We start from the raw sequence: 21,850 nt of genomic DNA on the forward strand, positions 1-21,850 counted from the left end.
CTATGAAATCTATAATCGAAGCAAAACGGCTAGCCGCCGCACTCGCATGCGAATTTGGCTGCGGCGATCTGCACATTAATGTCCAAATGCAACGCGGTGAGAACTGGATCAACATCGATATGTATCAGAACTCCAGCGAACCTGAGCGCCTCCTGGCGACTCTCGATTTCGATACCGGCGCCCGCTTGATGGTGGATAATTCGACCACACTGCACTAAGCGCTCCAGCGCAGCCCCGATCACACATTCGTGGTTGGGGCTCTTTGCCGAGAAGAGCTTTCACGACTAAGGGATTATGCCCAGCTGGATTTGCTGAATAAAACGCCGTAGCCGACCAATATCCTCGTGAGTCTCCAGCAAACACTCCGGCGCGACATTACCCAGAAACGGCCGGGGTCGCCCCATCCAATCCCGAGCCAGGGCTTCGTCGCCTTCAAATAATTCAACAACTTCCAGCCACACTGCGCTTTTGAGCTCTGAAAGCTCCGGCTTATCGCTACCTGAGATCTCACTGTCATTTATCGGCATTGGGAGTGACCTCGCCAATCAGTTTCCACCTGGATCTTCGTCCGTTAACGGTAGTACTTTTTCGATTGTTTTACACCAATCTTACCCGGACGGCCTCCTTGGCTTGTTGGAGCCTTTTTATCGAGAGCTCCCAGCCAGGCTTCAGGGCGCCCTAACGCTCTGACGAGCAATCTGAGAACACGCAGATTTTCTTTTTTAGTTGATTCAGACGAGGAATGGGCGGGCAGCCATACATTCCGGAAGTACAGGCAATGTTTAAGCTTAATCTGCTCTGGCCGGGCCACGTGCGGGAATTGCAATTCAATAACCGCACCAATCCGATTGATCCGGTTGATGTACCGTTTCCGCTCCGTTTCGCTGAGTGCACTGAAATCCAACCGCGCCAGAATGTGGTCAAGCTGCATTGCGCATCCCTCCCACGTAAGAACTGGCTACTGACACTCGGTAGTGGCCCAACTGCCGGGAGACCTCCTCTCTGGCGATCCGATCCATGATTTTGTCGCGGATCGGTGCTTTCAGCGGTGACGGCCCGCCCATCACCTCTTCATAGATATCCTGCGCAAAACCTGCCCTGAGTTCCACGAAATGAGGAATTCCAGACGACAGCAAAAATTGCCGGCAAGGATTAACCTCTTTCATCAAAAAAGACTTTACCGTGTCGGTTTCCGACAACAAGTTCCGGGATCCTTCCGGTCGCACCTCGATTGCATACTTCAGCGCTTCCATACGAAATTCATTCGCCTTGATCGTGCGGTCTTTAGCTTTTCTCCCGCCTTTGCAGCCTTCGAGAATCGCGGCCTCCCCTGTGACCTCGATTTCCCGTTTTATACGGTCAAGATCCTGAAGAATGCACTCCCTTACCCGCATACCCCAGGCACGGGCCAACAGAATTAAAGCAGCGCCACGCCCAAATCCGGCAGCAATTGCCAGATTGGCTGCATACTTGGCGTCCACCACATCCGCCTGGATTTCTTTGGTCCGAACCGACTGCCTGCAAACACCCAGGATTTCTCTAGCCGATACTTTCAAGGCGTTATCACCACGGAATGCCCGCATTATGGTATTAACCGTGCTGATGGCATTGTGCGCGTATGCAACGGAGATTTGCTCATCCACATTCCCATCGGGCCAATCGTAGTCGCCATTCAATCTGGCTTTGATGTAAGCCCCGAATTGAAGGATGAATTCCCGGTCGATTTTCCTGGCATCGTTCATGCCGCGACGATTGCAATAGCGTACGAACACAGCCGAGCGGCGCTTGTGGGTCGCTCGCGTGTTGAAGTGGCTGTCGGTGCCGTAGTCCTGGTCCAACGCCTTATGAATAGCCTCGCTCAGTTTTTTGCCACAGTTGTAGTTTCGCCTGTAACTCGGCTTTTTCCGCTTGGCGGAGCGGCGACCTCGTTTGACAGATTTATTACTCATACCACCCTCCTTTCTGTTGAAAACTCATGAATACAGTGTGCGTGGCAAACCATGCGGAATCTGGGGCTAAGAGCCGGTTCCCACGCTGATGCTCCGCCCCGTAGTCCGCAGTAAGTGTGACTGTGCCAGGGTTCAGAAAGCCCTGACGGTGGGAGCATCCATCGTGCTGCTGTATCAGCACTGTTTCGTCTCAATTGCGAACCGTGAACACGAGATCGAGAATCGACAGCGTGTACGGGGAGCGGCATCTCGTAATCAGCGAGATATCACAATGGAGGTTTTGCCAAACGGCGGAGGGATGACCAGGTAGGTGAGCAGCCAACGATGATGCGCTGGAAACGTTCCCTGTTGCTCAATTGCGGAGTTAACGTAGACCTTTCCGGCAATTTTCGGTCATTGGTCAGGCCTGCAACATACTGATATTAGTATTTTTTCAAGCCTCTTTCCTATTTCCATCTCACTATGTAAACAGCAGCACTGCTGAGTGGTCAGTGGATCGGTTTTTGGTCGGGCGTCAGGTAAAAAACGCACATAGGAAGTAAGGTGGCGTTGCCACCATTTGTAGATAATGGATCGAGAATGATCCGTTGGAAGGGGTGATCACGCGGATCCTTTCTGAGTCCGGCAAAGCCGGGAACAATTGCTGATTGTTTTGAATGCCCAGCTAGCAACCCCCTATCTCAAAAATTATGAGCGGGAGGAATTGAATACAATTGTGACGAAACATCGCGCGCATCTCAACGCGAGAAAACACGAATTTTCCGCGTTAACTCCGGATTGCTGTGAAAATGTATCCAACAGCAAACAACTCTTTCAATCGCACCAAGCGTTCCCGCCTTCCCAATAGAAAGCCACTTGGCGTACTTGCCCACGCAAAAACAGCAACCTACACTGCATGCATTGTATGCATAGGAGGCCAACGCAATGGCGATGCTGACCGTTCGCAATCTACCCGATGAAGTCCATAAGGCTCTGCGTGTGAAAGCAGCCATCAACGGCCGCAGTATGGAAGCAGAAGCCCGAGCGATTCTGAAGAATGCTGTGCTGACTGGTGACCCGAGCCGACCTGCTGAGGCGGTCACCAGCGAAATGGTCAAAGCTCAGTAGCATTATGCTCGTCCGTCCAAAAAGACGGGCCTTCTAAGTAAAAAAACAATAAACCAGGCCGGCATGCCCATAGGAGGGCAGACTTTGGAAATGATCGACAACATCAACCGCCTGCTGGGTGACGATCTGAAAGAAACGATCACACCAGGTGCCCGCCTGAAAATCGCGGCTTCATGTTTCTCTATCTATGCATTCGAGGCACTCAAGGCCGAGCTGGCTGATGTGGAAAGCCTGCAGTTCGTGTTCACCGCGCCCACGTTTGTACCCACCGAAGTGACCGATCGCCTTAAAAAGGAGCGTCGGGAATTCTTTATCCCCAAATCTCAGCGTGAAAGCGGACTTTACGGCACCGAGTTTGAAATCCAGCTGCGAAACAAACTCACTCAGCGGGCGGTGGCGCGGGAGTGCGCTCAGTGGATACGCCAAAAAGCCAGGTTCCGCTCCAATAAAACGAAGGCCCCCATGCAGTCCTTTGTCCATGTGGCCGGGGGTGATAGCCGTGTCGCCTATATGCCGGTCAATGGTTTTACCGCTGTGGATCTGGGTTACCAGCAAGGCAACGCTGTCTCCAACTTCGTTACCCGCATGGACGAGCCGGCCCACGCTCAAATGTATCTGCAATTATTCGACCAAATCTGGAGCGACCCCGATAAGGTTGAAGATGTTACCAGCGCCATTTGCGACCACATTGAATCCGTCTACCAGGAAAATGGCCCGGAGCGCATCTACTTCATCATGCTCTACAACATCTTCCACGACTTCCTGGAGGACGTAGATGAGGACGTGTTGCCCAACGACCTCACGGGATACCGGGAAAGCCTGGTCTGGAACAAGCTGTTCAACTACCAGAAAGATGCCGCAACCGGGATTATCAACAAGCTGGAAACCTACAGCGGCTGCATCCTGGCCGACAGTGTGGGGCTCGGCAAAACCTTTACCGCATTGGCCGTCGTCAAATATTACGAGCTGCGCAACAAATCGGTATTGGTACTGTGCCCAAAGAAGCTCGCGGACAACTGGCGCAACTTCAACAGCAATCTCACAACGAACATCTTTGCCAAAGACCGCTTCAACTACGATGTGCTTTGCCACACCGACCTGTCGCGCACTGGCGGGGAATCCTTTGGCATTCCCCTGAACCGGGTCAACTGGGGCAACTACGACCTGGTCGTCATCGACGAGTCCCACAACTTCCGCAATAACGACGTTTATAAAGACCGGGAAACGCGATACCAGAAGCTGATGAACAAAGTCATCCGCGCCGGTGTAAAAACCAAAGTGCTGATGCTGTCAGCCACTCCGGTCAACAATCGCTTCAACGATCTGCGTAATCAACTGGCTTTGGCCTACGAGGGACAGTCGGAAACTCTCGGCAAACACCTAAAAACGCAAACCAGCGTAGAAGAGATCTTCCGACGGGCTCAAAAGGCCTTTAACGAGTGGTCGGCACTGCCACCAGAAGAGCGTACAGCGGCCTCAATCCTTCGGGCGCTGGATTTCGACTTTTTCGAGCTCCTGGATAGCGTCACTATTGCCCGGTCACGGAAGCACATCCAGACCTTCTACGACACCACGGATATCGGGCCATTTCCAGAACGGCGCAAGCCATTATCGTTCCATTGTCCGATTACTGAGCGCACGGATGTCGCCGACCTCAACCATATTTTCACCGAGCTATCCCTGCTCAAACTGGCCGTGTATGCGCCCATTAGCTACATCCTGCCAAGCCGCATCCGCAAATACGAAGAACTGTACGACACCCATGTTGAGGGTGGCAAAGGCAAGCTGCGTCAGGCTGATCGTGAACACAGCCTGCAGGCATTGATGACAACCAACCTGCTCAAGCGGTTGGAAAGCTCTGTGGCAGCCTTTCGATTAACGCTGGCATCCCTCAGAGCCAATATCACCCGGACCCTGGATGCCATAGAGGGGTTTGAGTCCAGTGGCCAGGCGATTCAAATTGGTGACTACCTGGATAACCCGGGCGGCTTTGATAGTGATGACGAAGATCTGAGCGGGCTGGACGAATTTACTGTCGGCAAAAAAGTGCAGATCAGCCTCGCCGACATGGATCTGCCTTCCTGGCGTCATGACCTGGATGCCGACCTACTCCTGATCGACGGGCTGCTGGAAGCCATGCGCAAAGTGACGCCGGCCGACGATGCCAAGCTCCAGCACCTGCTAAAACTGATCAATGGTAAGCTCGAAAATCCACTCAACCCCGGCAACCGCAAAGTTCTGATCTTCACCGCCTTTGCCGATACCGCCGACTACCTCTATGACAACCTGGCCCCCATGGCCCGGAAGTTGGGGCTTCACGTTGGCAAAGTGACCGGATCGGCCGCACCCAAGTCAACGCTGCACAAGGCTTACGATTTCCAGAGTCTGCTCACCCTGTTCTCGCCACGCTCCAAAGAAAAGGATATTGCGCTCCCGAACGAGCCGAGTGAGCTGGACATTCTGATTGGTACCGACTGCATTTCCGAAGGCCAGAACCTTCAGGACTGCGATTACCTGGTCAACTATGACATTCACTGGAACCCCGTGCGTATTATCCAGCGGTTTGGCCGGATCGACCGTATCGGTTCGCCCAACCAACAGATACAGCTGGTCAATTATTGGCCGGACATCAGCCTGGACGAGTACATCAACCTGAAGGAGCGGGTGGAAAACCGCATGGTGATTGCGGATGTAACCGCCACCGGTGACGACAACGTGCTTACTGCCAAGTCCAGTGAAATTGGTTACCGGAAAGAGCAGCTCAAACGCATGCAGGAGGAAGTGATCGAGCTGGAAGATGTCAAAGCCGGTGTGTCGATTACCGACCTGGGCCTCAATGACTTCCGCATGGACCTACTCAACTACGTGAAAGAGCACGGCGAGCTGGAAAACGTGCCCTTTGGTATGCACGCTCTCGTGCCAGCCCAACCGCAACTGGGCATAGAGCCCGGCGTCATCTTCGCCCTGAAAAACATCCACGACAGTGTCAACGTCAACCAGCAGAATCGCCTGCACCCCTATTACCTGGTGTATATTGCCGACGACGGTGACGTGGTAGCAGACCACACCGAAGTCAAGCGCTTGCTCGACCTGGTCCGAAGCAGCTGCAAAGGCAAAGTAGAACCGATTCCCGACCTGTGCCACAAGTTCAATGCACACACGGATGATGGGCGCAACATGAAGCGCTACTCAGATCTGCTCAGCCAGGCCATCCGCAGCATGATCGACGTTAAAGACGAAAAAGACATCGACAGCCTGTTCGGTGGTGGCCGCACCAGTGCGCTGACCAATACCATTAAAGGACTGGATGACTTCGAATTGATTGCCTTCCTGGTCATCGAAAGGCAAGGTGCATGACGCTAATTGCCTGGCCCAAGACGGCTGCCTTTAACCGGGTGGTGCCCAAGCGCAAGATATACGAACACGGCGCCGTTGGGAGCGCCCTGAAGGAGCGTTTTGTCCAGCAGGTGGAGCAGATTACCTGGGCCTACAAACTGGCCCCGGAGACGGTCAACCTGCCCGCCACTAAGACAGTCACTGAGATTCAGGTGTTTCGTGTCACGCTCAAGGGCGCCGAGCTGGATCGGGGTGTGCTCAAGGCCATTGACCGCGCAATCCCCTTCCCACTGATTTTCGAGTTGATACAAGGCACCCGTATTAAGGTCGCAGCAGCCTACAAGCAAAGCTCGCGTTCTCAGAAAAGCGAAGGCGATAGTAGCCGCTGGCGGATAGGGAACTATTTTGAAACCGACTGGCAGCCAGAACACACAACACGCCAACCCTTGCCAGTAGCATTGGATATGAGCAGCCTCTACGAGCAACTGCTGGGTCCGCTCGTGCAGGACGGGATTACACGCGTTAGAGAGCAGAGCACAGTTCCTGAAGCCAATCAGCCGCCGACCGCTATTTATTCAGTGACCGCGACAAGCGAACAAGCGGACAGAGTGACGCTGGAGCAGCGCATCGAACGGGCCGAAGCCATAGCCGCACAGCAGAAAGAGATACAGCGGATCAAAGCACGGATGGGCCGCGAGAAACAATTCAACAAGCGCGTAGCCATCAACGCCGAGCTGCGCGATGCCAAACAGAAGCTGGAGCGGCTGACGCAACGGCAAGGCGCTTCCCAAAGTTAGTGAGAGAGATGTAATGGACAAATTGAAAATGCACAGCCCCGACCTGGGTCAGGACAACATTGCCAAGATTCAGGAGCTGTTTCCTGGATGTGTGACCGAGGCACGGGATGAGGTAACTGGTAAGCCACGATTGGCAGTGAATTTTGATCAACTTAAGCAAGAACTAAGTGACCTTTTAATAGAAGATGGTGGACAAGAGCGCTACCTACTGAACTGGCCAGGAAAAAGAGAAGCTTTAATTGTCTCAAACGCTCCAATCGGCAAAACACTTCGGCCTGCTGAGGAGGAGAGTATAAATTTTGAAGCTACCCAAAATTTGTTTATAGAAAGCGATAATCTCGACGCATTGAAACTTCTCCTAGAGCCTTACCTTGGCAGAGTGAAACTGATTTATATTGACCCTCCATACAACACAGGAAATGACTTCGTATATGATGATCGGTTCGTCCAAGGGTCTCACCAATACTTGGAAGAGTCGCTCCAACGTGACTCGATTGGGAATCGGCTCTTAGCAAATACGTTGGCTAATGGCAGATTTCACTCTGATTGGTTATCAATGATTTATCCACGACTTCGTGTAGCAAAGAATCTGTTGTCAGAAGACGGTGTAATCGCAATAAGCATTGACGATGAAGAGGTGAATAATCTGAGACACCTCTGCGATGAAGTTTTTGGTCGTGAAAACTTTGTTGCCCAATTTGTTTGGAAATCCCGCATTAGCGAAGACACTAGAGCGATTACCGGAGTTTCTAGTGACCACGAATATATTGTCTGTTATGCCCGTAGTGATTCAGCAAGATTCAGAGGTTCTGAGAAAGATTTTGATAAATTTTCCAACGCTGACAATGATCCCCGTGGCCCATGGCGGTCGGCGGACTTGACTGGCCTTGCTACTAAAGACGCAAGACCAAATCTTCATTACGACCTTATCGATCCGAACTCCGGTATCAATTATGGCTGTCCGCCCAAAGGATGGCGCTATGAGCCCGCAACTATGGCCAAAAAAATTGAGGAAGGGCGTATTCTTTTTCCATCCAGCATTGGTGGTAGGCCTCGACACAAGCTATTCCTCAACGAAATGAAAAGTCTCTTTAAGAATATTTCATCTGTGCTGGGCGGCTTCAGCACTGCAGACGGCACCAGAGAATTGAACGCTCTGATGGGAGGGGTCGCTTTCACTTTTCCAAAACCATCCGCATTAATACAGCTGTTTATCGAGCAGTTAACAGAAAAAGACGACATCATTTTGGACTTTTTTGCAGGGTCTGGAACGACAGCGCAGTCTGTCTTCAAGCAGTGTGCAGCGGACGGAATGTCAAGAAAATTTATTTTAGCACAGGTCCCAGAAGAACTTGACCGCCCTAATTCTGTGCAGGGTGCTGCCGCTGAACTTTGCGATAAGCTCGGAGTGGCGCGAAATATTGCCGAGCTGTCAAAAGAGCGCATCCGCCGCGCTGGCCAGAAAATCCTTGAAGGTGACTGCCACCATGATTGGAATCGAGATGTTGGCTTCCGCGTCCTTAAGGTCGATACCTCGAACATGAAGGACATCTACTACCGTCCCGATGAGCTATCTCAAGGCGATCTGCTAGAAGCGGTGGATAACGTCAAATCCGACCGCACCCCAGAGGATCTTTTGTTCCAGGTACTGGTGGACTGGGGTGTAGACCTAACTCTGCCGATTCGTTGCGAAACCCTGCAAGAAAAGACCGTATTTTTCATCGATGACAATGCGCTGGTCGCTTGTTTCGACAGCGGTGTTACAGAGGATCTGGTCAAAGAGCTGGCCAAGCATGAGCCCTTGCGCGTGGTTTTCCGCGACAATGGGTTCGTCTCTGATGCGGTAAAGATCAACGTCGAGCAAATCTTCCGCCAGCTGTCACCCAGCACCGAAGTCAGAAGCCTCTAAGGACTCACGGAATGAAACAACCGACTGACTAAGTTAGGGCGACAAGGGCGCATTCTTGTTACCGGCTCACGAGGCAAGCCAGAGTGGACGCTTGCAGCAAGAGTGCGCACCGCTAAATTAAAAAGAACTCGTATAATCAAATACCTAATCCTTTCTGCAGCAATGACGAATTAACCCGTATGCAGAAAGAATGCAGAAAGAGAATGCCATGAAGCTGAAGTTCAAAACGCAGGCTTACCAAACTAATGCTGTTGAATCCGTGGTGGACTGCTTTGCTGGTCAACCCATGCGTGACGGCCTGGCCTACCGCATCGACCCCGGCCAGCAGGCCCAGGTTGGCGCATTCGACGCAGAGGGTTTCAAGAATGCTGACCTGGTGCTAAGCGAAGCCCAGATACTTGACAACATTCAGGCCGTTCAGCGTCGGCAGAATCTCCCGACGTCATCGTTACTGACGGACTTCACCACCTACGACTCCAAAAACAACCATGTACCGGCTAAGGCCGCCTACAAAAAAGATGCTCTGGCCGCTACACGCATCCACCTGGACGTGGAGATGGAGACCGGCACCGGCAAGACCTATTGCTACATTAAGACCATCTTCGAGATGAATAAGCGTTATGGCTGGAGCAAGTTCATCATCATGGTACCCTCGATTGCTATTCGTGAGGGCGTGTATAAGTCGCTACAGATCACCGCTGAGCATTTCACCGAAAGTTACGGTAAAAAGGCGCGGTTCTTCATCTATAACTCCAAGCGGCTGCATGAGCTGGAAAGTTTTTCTTCCGACGCCAGCATCAATGTGATGATTATGAACATCCAGGCTTTCAACGCCCGGGGTGCCGATAACAGACGTATTTATGACGAGCTCGATGACTTCCAGTCACGCAAACCCATCGATGTCATTGCTGCAAACCGGCCAATTCTGATTCTGGACGAGCCACAAAAGATGGAAGGTAGAGCCACCATGGAGGCTCTGCCCCAGTTCAAGCCGCTGGCCATTCTCCGCTACTCGGCGACCCATCGCACCCAGCACAACCGCATTCACCGTCTGGATGCCCTGGATGCCTACAACCAGAAACTGGTCAAAAAGATCGCGGTGCGCGGCATTCGAACACGCGGTCTGGCGGGCACCAACGCCTACCTATATCTGGAAGGTATCGACATCTCCAAGGATGCACCGGTTGCGCGCATAGAGCTTGAAGTAAAACTCAAATCCGGCGAGATCAAGCGTCAGCTCAGGCGTCTTCGGTTCAAAGATGACCTGTTTGCGGAATCTGGTGAACTGGATCAATACCGGGACGGCTTCACCATCAGCCAGATTGACGCTACCAACGACACCGTGGAGTTTACTAATGGGCTGGTGCTTACGGCTGGAGAGGCCAGCGGTGACGTTTCCGAAGGCGACATCCGTCGTATTCAGATCCGCGAGACCATCAAGGCTCACCTGGAACGGGAGAAACAGCTTTTTGCCCAGGGTATCAAGGTACTGTCGTTGTTTTTCATCGACGAGGTGGCCAAGTACCGTGACTACGATCAGGAAGATGACAATGGCGAGTACGCCCGCATCTTTGAGGAAGAGTACCACCTGCTGAAAAACGAATACCTGTCTGAACTTGCACTCGACAATAAGGCCTACCGCCAGTACCTGGAAGATATTGACCCAGCCAGCACTCACAACGGCTACTTCGCCATCGATAAAAAGACCAATCGCCTGAAAGATCCCGCTGTGGGGAAAAAGGCGGTTGATTCTGATGATGTGGACGCCTATGACCTGATCCTGAAAGACAAAGAGCGCCTGCTCTCCTTCCAGGAGCCTACGCGGTTCATCTTCTCGCACTCAGCGCTGCGTGAGGGCTGGGACAACCCCAACGTCTTTATCATGTGCATGCTAAAGCACAGTGACAACATGATTTCCCGGCGCCAAGAGGTGGGGCGCGGCCTACGTTTGTCAGTCGATAAGCACGGCGACCGCATGGACAACCCTGCCGTAGTTCATGACATTAACGTACTGACGGTCATCGCCAGCGAAAGCTACAAGGATTTCGTTACCGGGCTGCAGCAGGAAATCAGTGAAAATCTGAGTGCCCGGCCGCGTCAGGCAACTGAAGCCTATTTCACGGGCAAGCTATTGGCGACGGAGCAAGGCACTGTAGAAGTCACACCCGCCATGGCCAAGCAGATATACCGCTATCTGTTGAAGAACGACTACACTGACGATACAGACCAAGTTGTCGATACCTACCATGATGCGAAGGCACAAGGCGCCCTGGCGGAGTTACCCGAGGATCTGAAGCCATTCGGTGACCAGGTCTTTGCCTTGATCGACACCGTGTTCAGTGAAGGCCAGCTGCCCAAGATCGAGGATGGCCGCAAACCGAAGACTAACCCGCTCAATGCCAACTTCGACAAAAAGGAATTTCAGGCGCTTTGGCAGCACATCAACCGCAAGGCTGTGTATCGCGTCGACTTTGACTCCGATGAACTGGTGCGCAAGTGCATTGCAACGCTGGAAAAGGAACTGCGCGTAACGCCCCTGCAGTACACCGTACAGACAGGCATTCAGGAGGATGCGCTGACCGACGAGCAATTGCGCAGAGGCGACGGCTTCAAGGTTGAAAAGACAGCGACCGAATACGGCGACTCCATCCACTCAAGGGTCCGCTATGACCTGTTGGGCAAGGTGTCAGAAAATGCCCACCTGACTCGCGGAACCGCAGCCAGCATTCTGCAGGGCATCCAAGCCGCGGTGTTCAACCAGTTTCGCCAGAACCCGGAACACTTCATTGCCGAGGCATCACGGCTTATCACTGAACAAAAAGCCGCTATGGTGATTGAGCGACTGGCCTACGATGAAGTCGATGAACGCTACGATGTGGATATTTTCACCGCCAACCAGACCGGCCAGGACTTTTCCCGCGCCACGGCCAAACTGAAGAACCACGTCTACGACTATGCGATTACAGATTCGGATGTCGAGCGCCGCTTTGTGAATGAGTTGGATACGAGCAGTGAAGTCGTGGTTTACGCCAAGCTGCCGAGAGGCTTTCTGATTCCCACACCCGTCGGCGATTACAATCCGGACTGGGCGATTTCCTTCCAGGCTGACAACATCAAGCACATCTACTTTGTCGCTGAGACCAAAGGCTCGATGTCGTCCATGAAACTGCGGGAAATAGAAAAGACCAAGATCGAATGTGCGAGAAAGTTCTTTGATGAGATCAACCTGAAGGTCGCTCAGGATAAGGTGAAGTATGATGTCGTGACTAACTATGCGAAGCTTATGGACGTGGTGGGGGCGGCCACGACACAGTGACGAACAGGATAAAAAGTACAAGTTTTGCCCTTTTGGCTGGCTATATCACCATAGGGCAACACCGGTACTTGCTTCCCTCCGTTTGCGCTCGTTTGTTACTACGTAAAAAAATCAGTCAACCCACCGTGCGGCGACATATGATGAGGTAGACCCGGATGCTGCGACTCACCCTGCATGTGACGCAGTTTTAAGGGCCCGGCAATTGGCGCAGATTTACTCCTATCTGCATCTAATTTCTACAGACTGGCGAATTTGGACTCAACTCATAATGCAAATGGACAATCTGGAACTCTCCAAAAAGGTGTGTGGTCTCGCGGCCTCGGCTTATCTCGCAAATAAACACCGTGGGGGAAAGGCCGGAGGAGAAGGTGTTCAATACGAAAATTGGTTCGCGGTCTACAATGCTGCGAAGCTCGTGACGGATACAATCCAGAACGGACTGCCAGCGCCACTCCTATCGACGCAAACGATGGATTTCGTCGATGACTTTGTAATTCTCTGGAACGAAGATTCTTGTCATCAGCACTTCCAGCTCAAAAATACTGAAAACGTCTCTTGGAGCTCAGGTGACCATCCGATTGCCGATGATTTCCGGTATCAGAAGCTCTTGAACGAAGGAGCCGGCGTGGGCAAAACTTCAGCCACGCTCGTCTTACCCTGTCCTGAAAAAGCAGGAAGGCTCCAAAAATCAATGCCCGAAGATATTTCTAACTACTCGGCTGTGGAACAGTTCGCCTTTGGAGAGACTCTAAATCACCTCCTCCAGATTGAACCCAAGCTCCGCGATGCACTCGCGAGTCTGTGCGTTAACGCTGACCTCGACAAGATAGAAAGACTGGGATCTTTATTTGTCGGCGAATGGGTGAGTAACTGTGGTACCCCCTGTAACCTCATGGATCTTTGGGAAGGGGTTCTGCGGCACGAGCCAAATTACGTTAGATCGCTATCTAGAGTTGACATTCTTGAAAAATTTGAAGCGATACTGATGCAAATCGAGGGTTTCCACTATACTATGGGGCAAGGGTTTTTCGAGTGGAGTTATCTGGAGTCAGACTCTGGAGTACTTGAGTACTCGGTAGGCTCCGAGAAATTCTCTGAATTTCAAAGAATTATAGTCATGGAAGAACCGTCTACATTCGAAGAGTTAGAGAGGCACTTGATATGAGCCGGACACTGACCGAACTCGCTACCGCCTCCATTCAATCTTTATTGGATCGTCTAGCGGCCCCCGCAACGCCCCCTGCAGAATACAAACATATAATGTATCAGCTGGGCTTTGAGCATGGCAAAGCGCTCAGGGACAAGCTCGAAGGTAAATCTGTGGGCATCGCCTGTACAGTTGAAGACGCAGATTTTCTGGTACAGGGAATCATTGAAGGCTTGAGGGGTAGTGTTAGCTCGATTTCCGTAGCTTGCTTTTGGAACAAGCGTTTTCCTGGAGACGAAACCAGAAATATTCCCGATACAGCACCCATCCAGAGAAAGTACTCCGAACCTACAATAAAGTCGGTAGATAGTCTTATTGTTGCAAAATCAATCATTTCTGGCGCTTGTGTCGTAAAAACGAATCTTACGCACCTTATTCGTGAATCGAATCCATCTATGATTTATGTAGTTGCTCCGGTGATGTTTACAGACGCTAAGTCGAATCTTGAAAAGGAGTTCGCGAGCGATATTACTCGTCGCTTCGCATATTACTATTTTGCCCGAGATGATCAAAAATCTGCGGATAATAATGTCATACCAGGTATTGGTGGTAACGTGTACCAACGTTTGGGGTTTGAAGATCAGGATGATAAGAACCATTACACCCCGGAATTAGTGATCAACCGCCGCAGAGATCTTTCCTCCGGCAAGTCGACGCCTCTTTCCCACGCATAAACCTAGATGCGGCTAACATCAACTCTCGATTCTCAAGTCGCTGTGAATTCATTTTCAATGATGCTGTAGCCGCCCATGCGCCACGAATGTGGCGCTGAGTCTTCCGTCGTCCACATCTGGAGACGACATTCAGGCCGCAACTTTCCGTTAAGTAGAGAGGTTGCTGGGGCGAAGAGTCTAGTAGAGGTCTTCGCCCCAGGCACCATTATCACTCAGCAGGCATCTCCTCATTCATGCGAAGCACCGCCTGATCAAATTCTTCAATATCAGACCTTAGCCAACGAGTGGACCCTGAGCTCAGTTTTTTCCCGCGAGGGAATTTGCCTTCACGAATCCAGCGTCGGATAGTGCCGCGGGATACTGAGTAGTAGTTCCCCACCTCCGTATCCGTGAAGTACATTTGCAACGACGTATTTTTCATCTGCATCTCCATTTAGTTTTGAGTACGAGTTAATGCTAAGAGGATGCAAGCGGTCGTTGGGCGGTGTAATTGCTTGATTTAAGCAATAAGGCAGAAAATTGCGCCGGAAGCGGTCAAGTTGGGCTACGGCTCTCCGGGTTGTCATTGGCCAATTATTTTGACCCACCTTTGGCCGCTATCAGTGTTGAAGTCTGTTGATGCATCTTGACGTTGCCACTGACAGGTTATTAGTGGTGGGGACTTGTCAAAAAAATTGAGCGAGGATCCATTTTTAACTTATACGCACTTTTGTTTTTCATGGAACTTGCCAGGCTCCAATAAACCGCCTTCAAACAAGAGCTTAGCTGCTCAGGGGCTTGCTCTGATTCGTCAGATGGCTCATCCAAAGTGTTTATTGAGTTTCTCATGAACTTACTCGCTCGCTGGAGGCCTTTTCGCGCTGTCTGCTCTATAAACAAAAGCGAACGTTCGCGTCCAACCGCCCCATAAGGATGGAAGGTTCACTACTAACCAAGTATTGCGGCCTGTCCGTAAAAGATAAAACCCCGTGAAGCCAGGCTCCACGGGGCTTTATCATCGTTGCCCATAACGCAGGGCTGCGGGCGACCCCCGGAGAGGAGGCGGTGCGGTTTGGGCGCACCTTGACCCCGTGATCGACTGCCGGTGTTAACAGCTACCGCCGGCTGAGCTGCTCCTCGATTAACCCCGGAGCCAGGCTGCTTATTTGTTTGAGCACAGCGAGTGAATTCGTGCCGCTAAGCTGTTTGATGGTGGTCATCATTACACAAGTCTTCGGACATGCAACCCCAAAAGTTCCAACTTTTTGCAGTGGCTGGCTCTAGCACTTCACTTTCGGGATATCGGCCCAGCGAGGGGTGTACGCCGGGCTCAAATTTTCCCGACGCATCTGCCAGATCGTGTTCTTGTGAATTTGTCGGCCAAACTGAACAGTGTTCTTTCCGGCAATGCTGTCGATCTTGTCCAGCGTCCGCATCAGATTCTGATCTCTCTCATCGTCCTCGATCCTACTGAAGAAATCCGACTGGCAAGCGGCAGGCACTCGGAAATCGGAGAGCACGATCCCGGCCTTGTTGTACCTGTACCCGTCTCGCCAGAGCGCCTGGGCCAAGCCAGCCGCATGACCGCAGATCTCGTGTGTGTCCGCCGTGGGATAAGGCAGAGCAATGCCCCTCTGGTTGATGTAGTGCTCGCCAGAACGATACCGGCTTGTCGACATAAACGTGGCCAGATATCCGCACTCAAGGTTTTCCTTGCGGAGTTTCTCGGCGGCCCGCGTGGCGTGGTGCGATACGGCGGAGCGCATGGAATCGAGGGTCAGTCACAGGCGACCCGAAGAACTTCGAGCAGAGGATCTGCTTTTTCGCCGGGGCGACTGCCAGGATGTCCTCGTGGCAAGGAATCCCATTGAGCTCCCTTAATGTGCGTTCGACCACGACGCTGAAGTGCTTGCGAATCCACCTGGGGTCCGCGTCAGCTAACTGGAGACCGGCCTCTCCGGCAATCGCTTTGATCTTTTTGATTGTATGCTAGGTTGTCGGTAAGCGACTCAATTCAAGAATCCGGATGATGCCGTTATGTTAAAAACCCTGAAATCCCTGTTCTCCAAAAGCGATGAACTCAAGCCTGATGAGTACACCGTCTACACCGTCCACGAGGGAAAGGAGTACGTCAGCCATGACGGGCTGGGCCTTATGACGCCTGACCCTAACATCGGGTCTGGTTCAGACTCAGAGCCAACGGTGGAGTCTCCCGACTGGCAGGAGATCAGCCAGGCGGGAGGAATTTTCGAAGATTCAGATACTGAGTCAGTGACCGATGATGACAGCCTGTTCACAGACGACATGCTTGGTGATTACTCCAGCTCATTAGGCAATGACGGCGGTATCGCAAGCGGTAGCATCAACCCCGCGACCGGCCTGCCCATGGCCAACAGTATGATTGATGTCGGCGGTAACGTTTACGGAATGAGCGACGACAGTATGAGCCTAGGTTTACATGACAGCATGGGCACTGGCATGGACGACACCATGGGCTCCAGCATCGGCATGGATGACAGCATGGGTATCGGGACTGGGATGGATAGCGACTTTGGCATAGACAGCTTCGGCAACTCCGATGACGGTTTCTTGTAGCCTTTCCTAAATTCCGGCCTGCCGTTCAATCTTCGCCGCGTTCGGTACTTACGCCTTCAGCCAATGGATGTCTGGTTGGCGAATTGCTTGCAGCTCGCCAACTTTATGAGATCTTAGGGGCGGCTACTGAAACGCAGGCCACCTGTTAACGGATTGTATGCACCTCAAGCAGATGAGACTCCTTATGTGCCGGGCACAAGCGATGAAGCACCAGATGAGCGGTCAGCTTCAACGGATTATCACGCCGCGCTCGCCGCTGATTGATTTGCTGGAGAGCTCTGGGGCCCAGAGAGAGACTACGATTCCATGGCGTGCGCCTACGTCCGGTTTTTGGGTACCATTTCGGCGTCCAGTTTCATGCGCGCGAACAACGGCTGCGCTGGTTCAAGCCTGAGGCGCAAATGTTGGAAAACGAAAGCTAGCCTGCAGAGTCCCGAGACAAACGATTTAACCAACCACTCAGCGCGGATGACCTCAAGCCGTTCTGCGCTGATTTTCCCGGAAAAGGAGCGGACAAATGAGAGGAAGTTTTGAGTTTGAATGGTGGGATGTCGATCGGAAGGGGGACTCACGCGCACGCGAGGTGAAGCCACACCACAGAGCAACACTGGAGCGCACAGCCAGTCGTGTCGTTGCCGATCGTCTTCCCGATGGGCCGTTAGAAGGAAAGATGTATGAGGTCGTATCCGATACCGATAATGAGGGCGTTGACGGTGTTTATTATGAAGGTTATTGGCGAGTCGTTGCCAAAGACTGAACGGATTCTGGGCGTCTACGCAGGAAGCTGTGGAAGGCGGTCGGTCAAAACCTCTGCAGTTCCCCAGGAGGTTTGCGACACTCTTAGATTCAGAACAGGACAGGGAAGATTTGTATGGAATCCAACGAGTTGCTAGATAAAAACGGGACGTTCAAGGTGCCCTTCTTCCACGGTACCAGTTCCCTGTTTCTCCCTCATATTCATCGTCATGGCCTGGGTGGTTTGAATATGGTTCAGGAGAACGGCTGGGTCGAGGGGTACAGGGATCTCTATGATTTCGCCAGAAAAACAATTGGACACTTGGACGACTGGCCAAGGATTGAAATTGAGTACGGGCTTGTTGCCGAACAAGGGATCAGTCGTGACGGCAACCGTCATAATTACCGCCACGGTGAGACCTATGTCACGCCCGAAGAGCGAATGGCCGCGAAGTATGCGCTGGACGCGGGCTGTGAGCTGCTGTCTTATGCAAAGAATCTGATTCACATTCTTCAGATTAAGACCTACTCACTTGATTGCCTGAATGTCCTGCCTGAACAGCTTGTTGAAATCCTTGGTCAGCAGTACCGGCCGTTATTGGTGCAGATAGACGGTCTGAGCTTTCACGACATTGCCACGGAAAACGGCGACGACAAGTTGGAAACACTGGACCGATACCAAGAGATTCGCGGTACCGGCCAGGGCGCAGTTGATCTTACCAACTGGAAGCTGTTGAAGCCTGTACCGGTCCAGCAGTTGAGCGTCTGGCAGGCCTAAGTCTCAGACTCATCAATGAGACCCCTCACTGTCGAACCACGGGGTGCTGAGTACTCCTGGCCAAGAGTTTGCGGCTTGCGATCCAGAATTGCACGGTCAGGATTTACTTGATGCTGGAGCGGCCTTGGCAGCCAATCCTGCTGACTACCTTAATGATGTCTCAAACAACCTGAGGGCGATCTCTGCCCTCAATAATGCAGGATGGTAATTTGCAGCGACAACGAAACCCCGATTCGTTGGGATAAGTGGTTGTGCCATCCCTCTAAATTTTGGACCTACCCCCTAAGACATGACACACCGAGTCTCAAAAGAGGCTTTACCACTCGGATCTGAATATTCGCTTTGCGACCATCCCAACTCATGAACTTAAAGATACAGTGCGTGACGTTTGACATAACGCCTGAGAGGCGAACCAAAAACCACCTTTCAGCTCCACCAGACTCACCACCTGGAACTGGAACTAGCACAGCTTCGTGGCGGTAGCTGCTGCCCTTGCATCAAATTACGCCGGTGCACCTTCATTGAAACCACCGCCGATGATGCGGTGGACGAACCTGAGGTTCAGATTATCAGGTAGGTCAGGAACCAGTTTCGGTGGACTGCCGGGGAAGGAGACCAAGATACTACCAGCTTACAGTGGTCGGACACATTTCCTTAGATCGCCTTTTTGATTGAGTCAGCAAGCTGACTAATGAGATCGGTCTGGCACGTTTCAATGAATTGTCGAATTTGCTCTTGATTATCAAAATGCGGGCGACGTATCTCATGGGTAAGTGTTATCCGCTGAGAATCACGCTCTGTTTTCACATTGACATCGGCGTCACACTTAAACCCTCGCTCTCTGCCTACCATAAACAAACCGACAAATACGATGTCGTCAGCTACGTTTTTCTCGACAAAAAAGCCAACCCTAAGCACAGCGACATCCACACGGCCAGACTCGCCGTTTGCAACTATCGAGTTCTTAATTTTCGAGACAAATGACTCGTTGAGTGGTGGCTCAAAACCAGAGTGCGCTGGAGCCCACCCATTTACATAAATAATATCATTGACCCCGATTTTTGATTCGGTAGATAGGTTGTCGACAATCAATTTCTGGTATGGCACTTGATACGATTCAGTAGCTCGATCATGCAGAGGAATTGGTTGTACGGTGTAGTGGTTCAATGATTCCGGACACCAACGTAGGTGGTAATATCGCCACCATAAGCGAGGTGTCTGATGACCAGGAAACGACGATCTTTTACGCCGGAGTTCAAACAGGAAGCTGCCTGTCTGGTCCTTGACCAGGACTACAGTGTTGCCGAAGCCAGCCGCTCTTTGAATGTCGGCGAGAACGCCCTCAGGCGATGGGTAAAACAGCTTTCCGAAGAACGTGGTGGGGTTACACCTAAGTCCAAAGCGATGACCCCGGAGCAGCAGCGGATCCAGGAATTGGAAGCCCGTTGTGAGAGGCTGGAACGGGAAAAATCGATACTAAAAAAGGCTACCGCTCTCTTGATGTCGGACGAGATGAATCGTACGCGCTGATAGACCAGTTGAGTGAGCAGGAGCCGGTTGAGATGGTCTGTAAAGCGTTTGAAGTATCGCGGTCCAGCTATTACGACTATCGCCGCAGACGGTCTGTAGTGGACGCGGAACGAGTGGTTCTGCGAGCCGATGTGAACCGGATCTTTCACAAGAGCCGAAGCTCAGCGGGAAGCCGTATGATCACCACCATGCTTAATGATGAAGGCGTTGTGATCGGACGCTTCAAGGTTCGCCGCCTCATGAGTGAGCTGGGACTGATCTGCAAACAACCCGGTCCACACGCTTACAAGCAGGCCACTGTGGAAAGGCCAGACATTCCAAACCGGCTGAATCGTGAGTTTAGCGTCAGCCACCCAGACCAGGCGTGGTGCGGTGACATCACCTATGTGTGGGCTGGTCAGCGATGGAGCTATCTTGCGGTTGTTCTGGATCTCTATGCCCGCCGGGTAGTTGGCTGGGCGCTATCAGATCGGCCTGATGGTGAGTTGGTGGTAAAGGCACTGGATCATGCGTATGAGCAACGAGGAAAGCCGACTGGGGTCCTATTCCACTCCGACCAAGGCAGTCAGTATGCCAGTCGATTATTCCGTCAGAGGCTCTGGCGTTACCGCATGGAGCAAAGCATGAGTCGCCGGGGAAATTGCTGGGACAATGCCCCGATGGAACGGGTCTTCCGGAGCCTGAAGAGCGAATGGATACCTTCACTCGGCTACCGCTCGATTCCCGACGCAAGGAAAGACATTGGTGATTATCTGATGGACTATTACAACCGGCAGCGTCCTCATACATTCAATGACGGCATGCCACCGGTGGTTGCGGAAGAGAAACTTAAAATACTGTCCGGGATTAGTTGACCACTACACGGCGCAGGCAGCCAACATAGACGTTAGTGTTACCAGTGCAAAAATTCTTTTCATTATTTACCCTTTGGGAGTGGTGATGCCCAAAGCCCTCAGCATGCGCGACTTTGGAAAGAAGACGAAGACGCAAAAAAAGCCACCGCCGTGCTTGTTAGCGACTTAAAGCACTACATCCGAAATTGTCCGATACAAGGCTATTCGTTTTTCTTTGTCCTTCACTTTAAGTAAACGCTCGGCATCAGTTTTCGTAACCCATCCAATTGCTTTTCGAGCGCCTTGACTATTTCCCGGCCCGTAATCTCTCCATCCGGCAACACTCATTGCTCTGAGTCTGTCCAATGCATCCGCGAATGTATCAACATACACACCTGTCTCCTTCACTGGGTTTTCCCCAACTTTATAGCCCTCTCTTGCTTTCTGTTTGAGGTTGAAGGGCTCACAGCCGGTTTCTATTGTCGATACGGGAAACCGATCTTCCCTGGTTGATTTCAGCATTCTCACTCCTTGAAACAAGTTTAGGTGGTAACAGCAAGCGGACAGAGATCTCAGTGACGGCGATTTTGCGAAAATTTGACCGCTTCGTGATTACGGTTTTTCAAACAATACTGCAAAATCCAATAAAACAGTAAATCAAAAGCTTAGCCCACCGATCAAACCCTTGTCACATAATCATTTGATCTCTGTTATCTGATCTGTGCCATCAATAGAACTGGGACTTTGCCGGGGGACGTATAAAGTAAGTACTTGCATCCTGGGCTAGGGTGAGCGGGTTCATCCAGGGCTCTTTTCGAATACGTAAAATTCATCATCCCGACAACGAGCAATCGGATATATAACGGTCGTTTGTTGGACACTCCCACAAACCACTAGGAAGGCGGGCATTTTGGCTTGTTTGGTGTTCAACAATCACGCACAACAAACTAGGAGCAGAAAAGGTACCTTTTATGATCGGATCCTGGATTCGATCCCGAACTACGAGACATTAACCCTGCGTTGGTAGGCTGCTAACCATGGTTAGGGATTCGATTTTGAAGCGGCAGGGTGTCTAAATGCATGAAAAAGGTAGTTTGACCACAAT

General features: G+C 51.8%; 19 protein-coding genes. 12 read left to right on the forward strand and 7 right to left on the reverse strand.

What is annotated here, in order from left to right:
- Positions 1–2 precede the first annotated feature (2 nt).
- Complete coding sequence (locus tag DIT72_RS05385) at positions 3–218, forward strand: hypothetical protein (protein ID WP_135954140.1); 216 nt, start codon at positions 3–5, stop codon at positions 216–218.
- A gap of 66 nt (positions 219–284) precedes the next feature.
- Here the strand turns inward: DIT72_RS05385 and DIT72_RS18555 are convergent, their stop codons facing one another.
- From DIT72_RS18555 to DIT72_RS05400, 3 genes are read right to left on the reverse strand one after another with little or no spacing between them, the layout of a single operon-like run.
- Positions 285–527 (reverse strand): antitoxin Xre/MbcA/ParS toxin-binding domain-containing protein, encoded by a 243-nt coding sequence (locus tag DIT72_RS18555; protein WP_135954141.1) that lies wholly within the window; start codon positions 525–527, stop codon positions 285–287.
- Between the two features lie 44 nt (positions 528–571).
- Entirely contained in the window at positions 572–931 is a 360-nt protein-coding gene (locus DIT72_RS05395; protein WP_135954142.1) for a hypothetical protein, read from the reverse strand.
- Positions 921–1,949: a site-specific integrase gene (locus DIT72_RS05400; protein WP_135954143.1), complete on the reverse strand. Its 1,029-nt coding sequence runs from the start codon at positions 1,947–1,949 to the stop codon at positions 921–923. The genes DIT72_RS05395 and DIT72_RS05400 overlap by 11 nt, the downstream gene beginning before the upstream one ends.
- A 924-nt stretch (positions 1,950–2,873) precedes the next feature.
- Here DIT72_RS05400 and DIT72_RS05405 point away from each other — a divergent pair.
- The 7 genes from DIT72_RS05405 to DIT72_RS05435 all read left to right on the forward strand — a co-directional run bounded on the left by DIT72_RS05405 (position 2,874) and on the right by DIT72_RS05435 (position 14,295).
- On the forward strand, positions 2,874–3,056 hold the full coding sequence (locus DIT72_RS05405; RefSeq protein WP_135954144.1) for a FitA-like ribbon-helix-helix domain-containing protein: 183 nt from the start codon (positions 2,874–2,876) through the stop codon (positions 3,054–3,056).
- Positions 3,057–3,140: 84 nt separating this feature from the next.
- Positions 3,141–6,413 carry a helicase-related protein gene (locus DIT72_RS05410; RefSeq protein ID WP_135954145.1) on the forward strand — a complete coding sequence of 1,091 codons (3,273 nt, stop codon included), beginning with the start codon at positions 3,141–3,143 and terminating at the stop codon, positions 6,411–6,413.
- Positions 6,410–7,189: a DUF4391 domain-containing protein gene (locus DIT72_RS05415; RefSeq protein WP_135954146.1), complete on the forward strand. Its 780-nt coding sequence runs from the start codon at positions 6,410–6,412 to the stop codon at positions 7,187–7,189. The genes DIT72_RS05410 and DIT72_RS05415 overlap by 4 nt, the downstream gene beginning before the upstream one ends.
- 13 nt (positions 7,190–7,202) lie before the next feature.
- Complete coding sequence (locus tag DIT72_RS05420) at positions 7,203–9,098, forward strand: site-specific DNA-methyltransferase (RefSeq protein WP_135954147.1); 1,896 nt, start codon at positions 7,203–7,205, stop codon at positions 9,096–9,098.
- A 208-nt stretch (positions 9,099–9,306) separates the two neighbouring features.
- Positions 9,307–12,414 (forward strand): type III restriction-modification system endonuclease, encoded by a 3,108-nt coding sequence (locus DIT72_RS05425; protein WP_135954148.1) that lies wholly within the window; start codon positions 9,307–9,309, stop codon positions 12,412–12,414.
- 268 nt (positions 12,415–12,682) lie between these two features.
- The gene (locus DIT72_RS05430) at positions 12,683–13,579 is read left to right on the forward strand and encodes a hypothetical protein (protein WP_135954149.1); all 897 of its coding nucleotides are present in this window, start codon (positions 12,683–12,685) and stop codon (positions 13,577–13,579) included.
- Positions 13,576–14,295, forward strand: coding sequence for a hypothetical protein (locus tag DIT72_RS05435; RefSeq protein WP_135954150.1), 720 nt, complete (start codon positions 13,576–13,578; stop codon positions 14,293–14,295). The genes DIT72_RS05430 and DIT72_RS05435 overlap by 4 nt, the downstream gene beginning before the upstream one ends.
- Positions 14,296–14,503: 208 nt before the next feature.
- On the opposite strand, the gene DIT72_RS05440 is transcribed toward DIT72_RS05435, so the two are convergent.
- Both DIT72_RS05440 and DIT72_RS05445 read right to left on the reverse strand, forming a co-directional pair.
- Entirely contained in the window at positions 14,504–14,716 is a 213-nt protein-coding gene (locus DIT72_RS05440) for a helix-turn-helix transcriptional regulator (RefSeq protein ID WP_135954151.1), read from the reverse strand.
- An 838-nt stretch (positions 14,717–15,554) separates the two neighbouring features.
- Complete coding sequence (locus DIT72_RS05445; RefSeq protein WP_228260733.1) at positions 15,555–16,040, reverse strand: DUF4113 domain-containing protein; 486 nt, start codon at positions 16,038–16,040, stop codon at positions 15,555–15,557.
- Positions 16,041–16,311: 271 nt separating this feature from the next.
- Here DIT72_RS05445 and DIT72_RS05450 point away from each other — a divergent pair, with 271 nt between their 5' ends.
- The 3 genes from DIT72_RS05450 to DIT72_RS05460 all read left to right on the forward strand — a co-directional run bounded on the left by DIT72_RS05450 (position 16,312) and on the right by DIT72_RS05460 (position 18,382).
- Positions 16,312–16,869 (forward strand): hypothetical protein, encoded by a 558-nt coding sequence (locus DIT72_RS05450; RefSeq protein WP_135954152.1) that lies wholly within the window; start codon positions 16,312–16,314, stop codon positions 16,867–16,869.
- 517 nt (positions 16,870–17,386) lie between these two features.
- Positions 17,387–17,626 (forward strand): hypothetical protein, encoded by a 240-nt coding sequence (locus tag DIT72_RS05455; RefSeq protein ID WP_135954153.1) that lies wholly within the window; start codon positions 17,387–17,389, stop codon positions 17,624–17,626.
- Between the two features lie 114 nt (positions 17,627–17,740).
- Positions 17,741–18,382, forward strand: a complete 642-nt coding sequence (locus DIT72_RS05460; RefSeq protein WP_135954154.1) for a hypothetical protein — start codon at positions 17,741–17,743, stop codon at positions 18,380–18,382.
- 654 nt (positions 18,383–19,036) lie between these two features.
- Here DIT72_RS05460 and DIT72_RS05465 read toward each other — a convergent pair.
- Positions 19,037–19,549 carry a hypothetical protein gene (locus DIT72_RS05465; RefSeq protein WP_135954155.1) on the reverse strand — a complete coding sequence of 171 codons (513 nt, stop codon included), beginning with the start codon at positions 19,547–19,549 and terminating at the stop codon, positions 19,037–19,039.
- Between the two features lie 54 nt (positions 19,550–19,603).
- Here DIT72_RS05465 and DIT72_RS05470 point away from each other — a divergent pair.
- A protein-coding gene (locus DIT72_RS05470; protein ID WP_135954156.1) for an IS3 family transposase occupies positions 19,604–20,766 on the forward strand; the annotation gives its coding sequence in 2 pieces (ribosomal slippage) (positions 19,604–19,859 and positions 19,859–20,766; 1,164 coding nt in all).
- A gap of 165 nt (positions 20,767–20,931) precedes the next feature.
- On the opposite strand, the gene DIT72_RS05475 is transcribed toward DIT72_RS05470, so the two are convergent.
- Positions 20,932–21,267: a hypothetical protein gene (locus tag DIT72_RS05475; RefSeq protein WP_135954157.1), complete on the reverse strand. Its 336-nt coding sequence runs from the start codon at positions 21,265–21,267 to the stop codon at positions 20,932–20,934.
- Positions 21,268–21,850: the final 583 nt, after the last annotated feature.

The organism is Marinobacter orientalis (assembly GCF_004792665.1).
GTDB classification, from domain to species: domain Bacteria; phylum Pseudomonadota; class Gammaproteobacteria; order Pseudomonadales; family Oleiphilaceae; genus Marinobacter; species Marinobacter orientalis.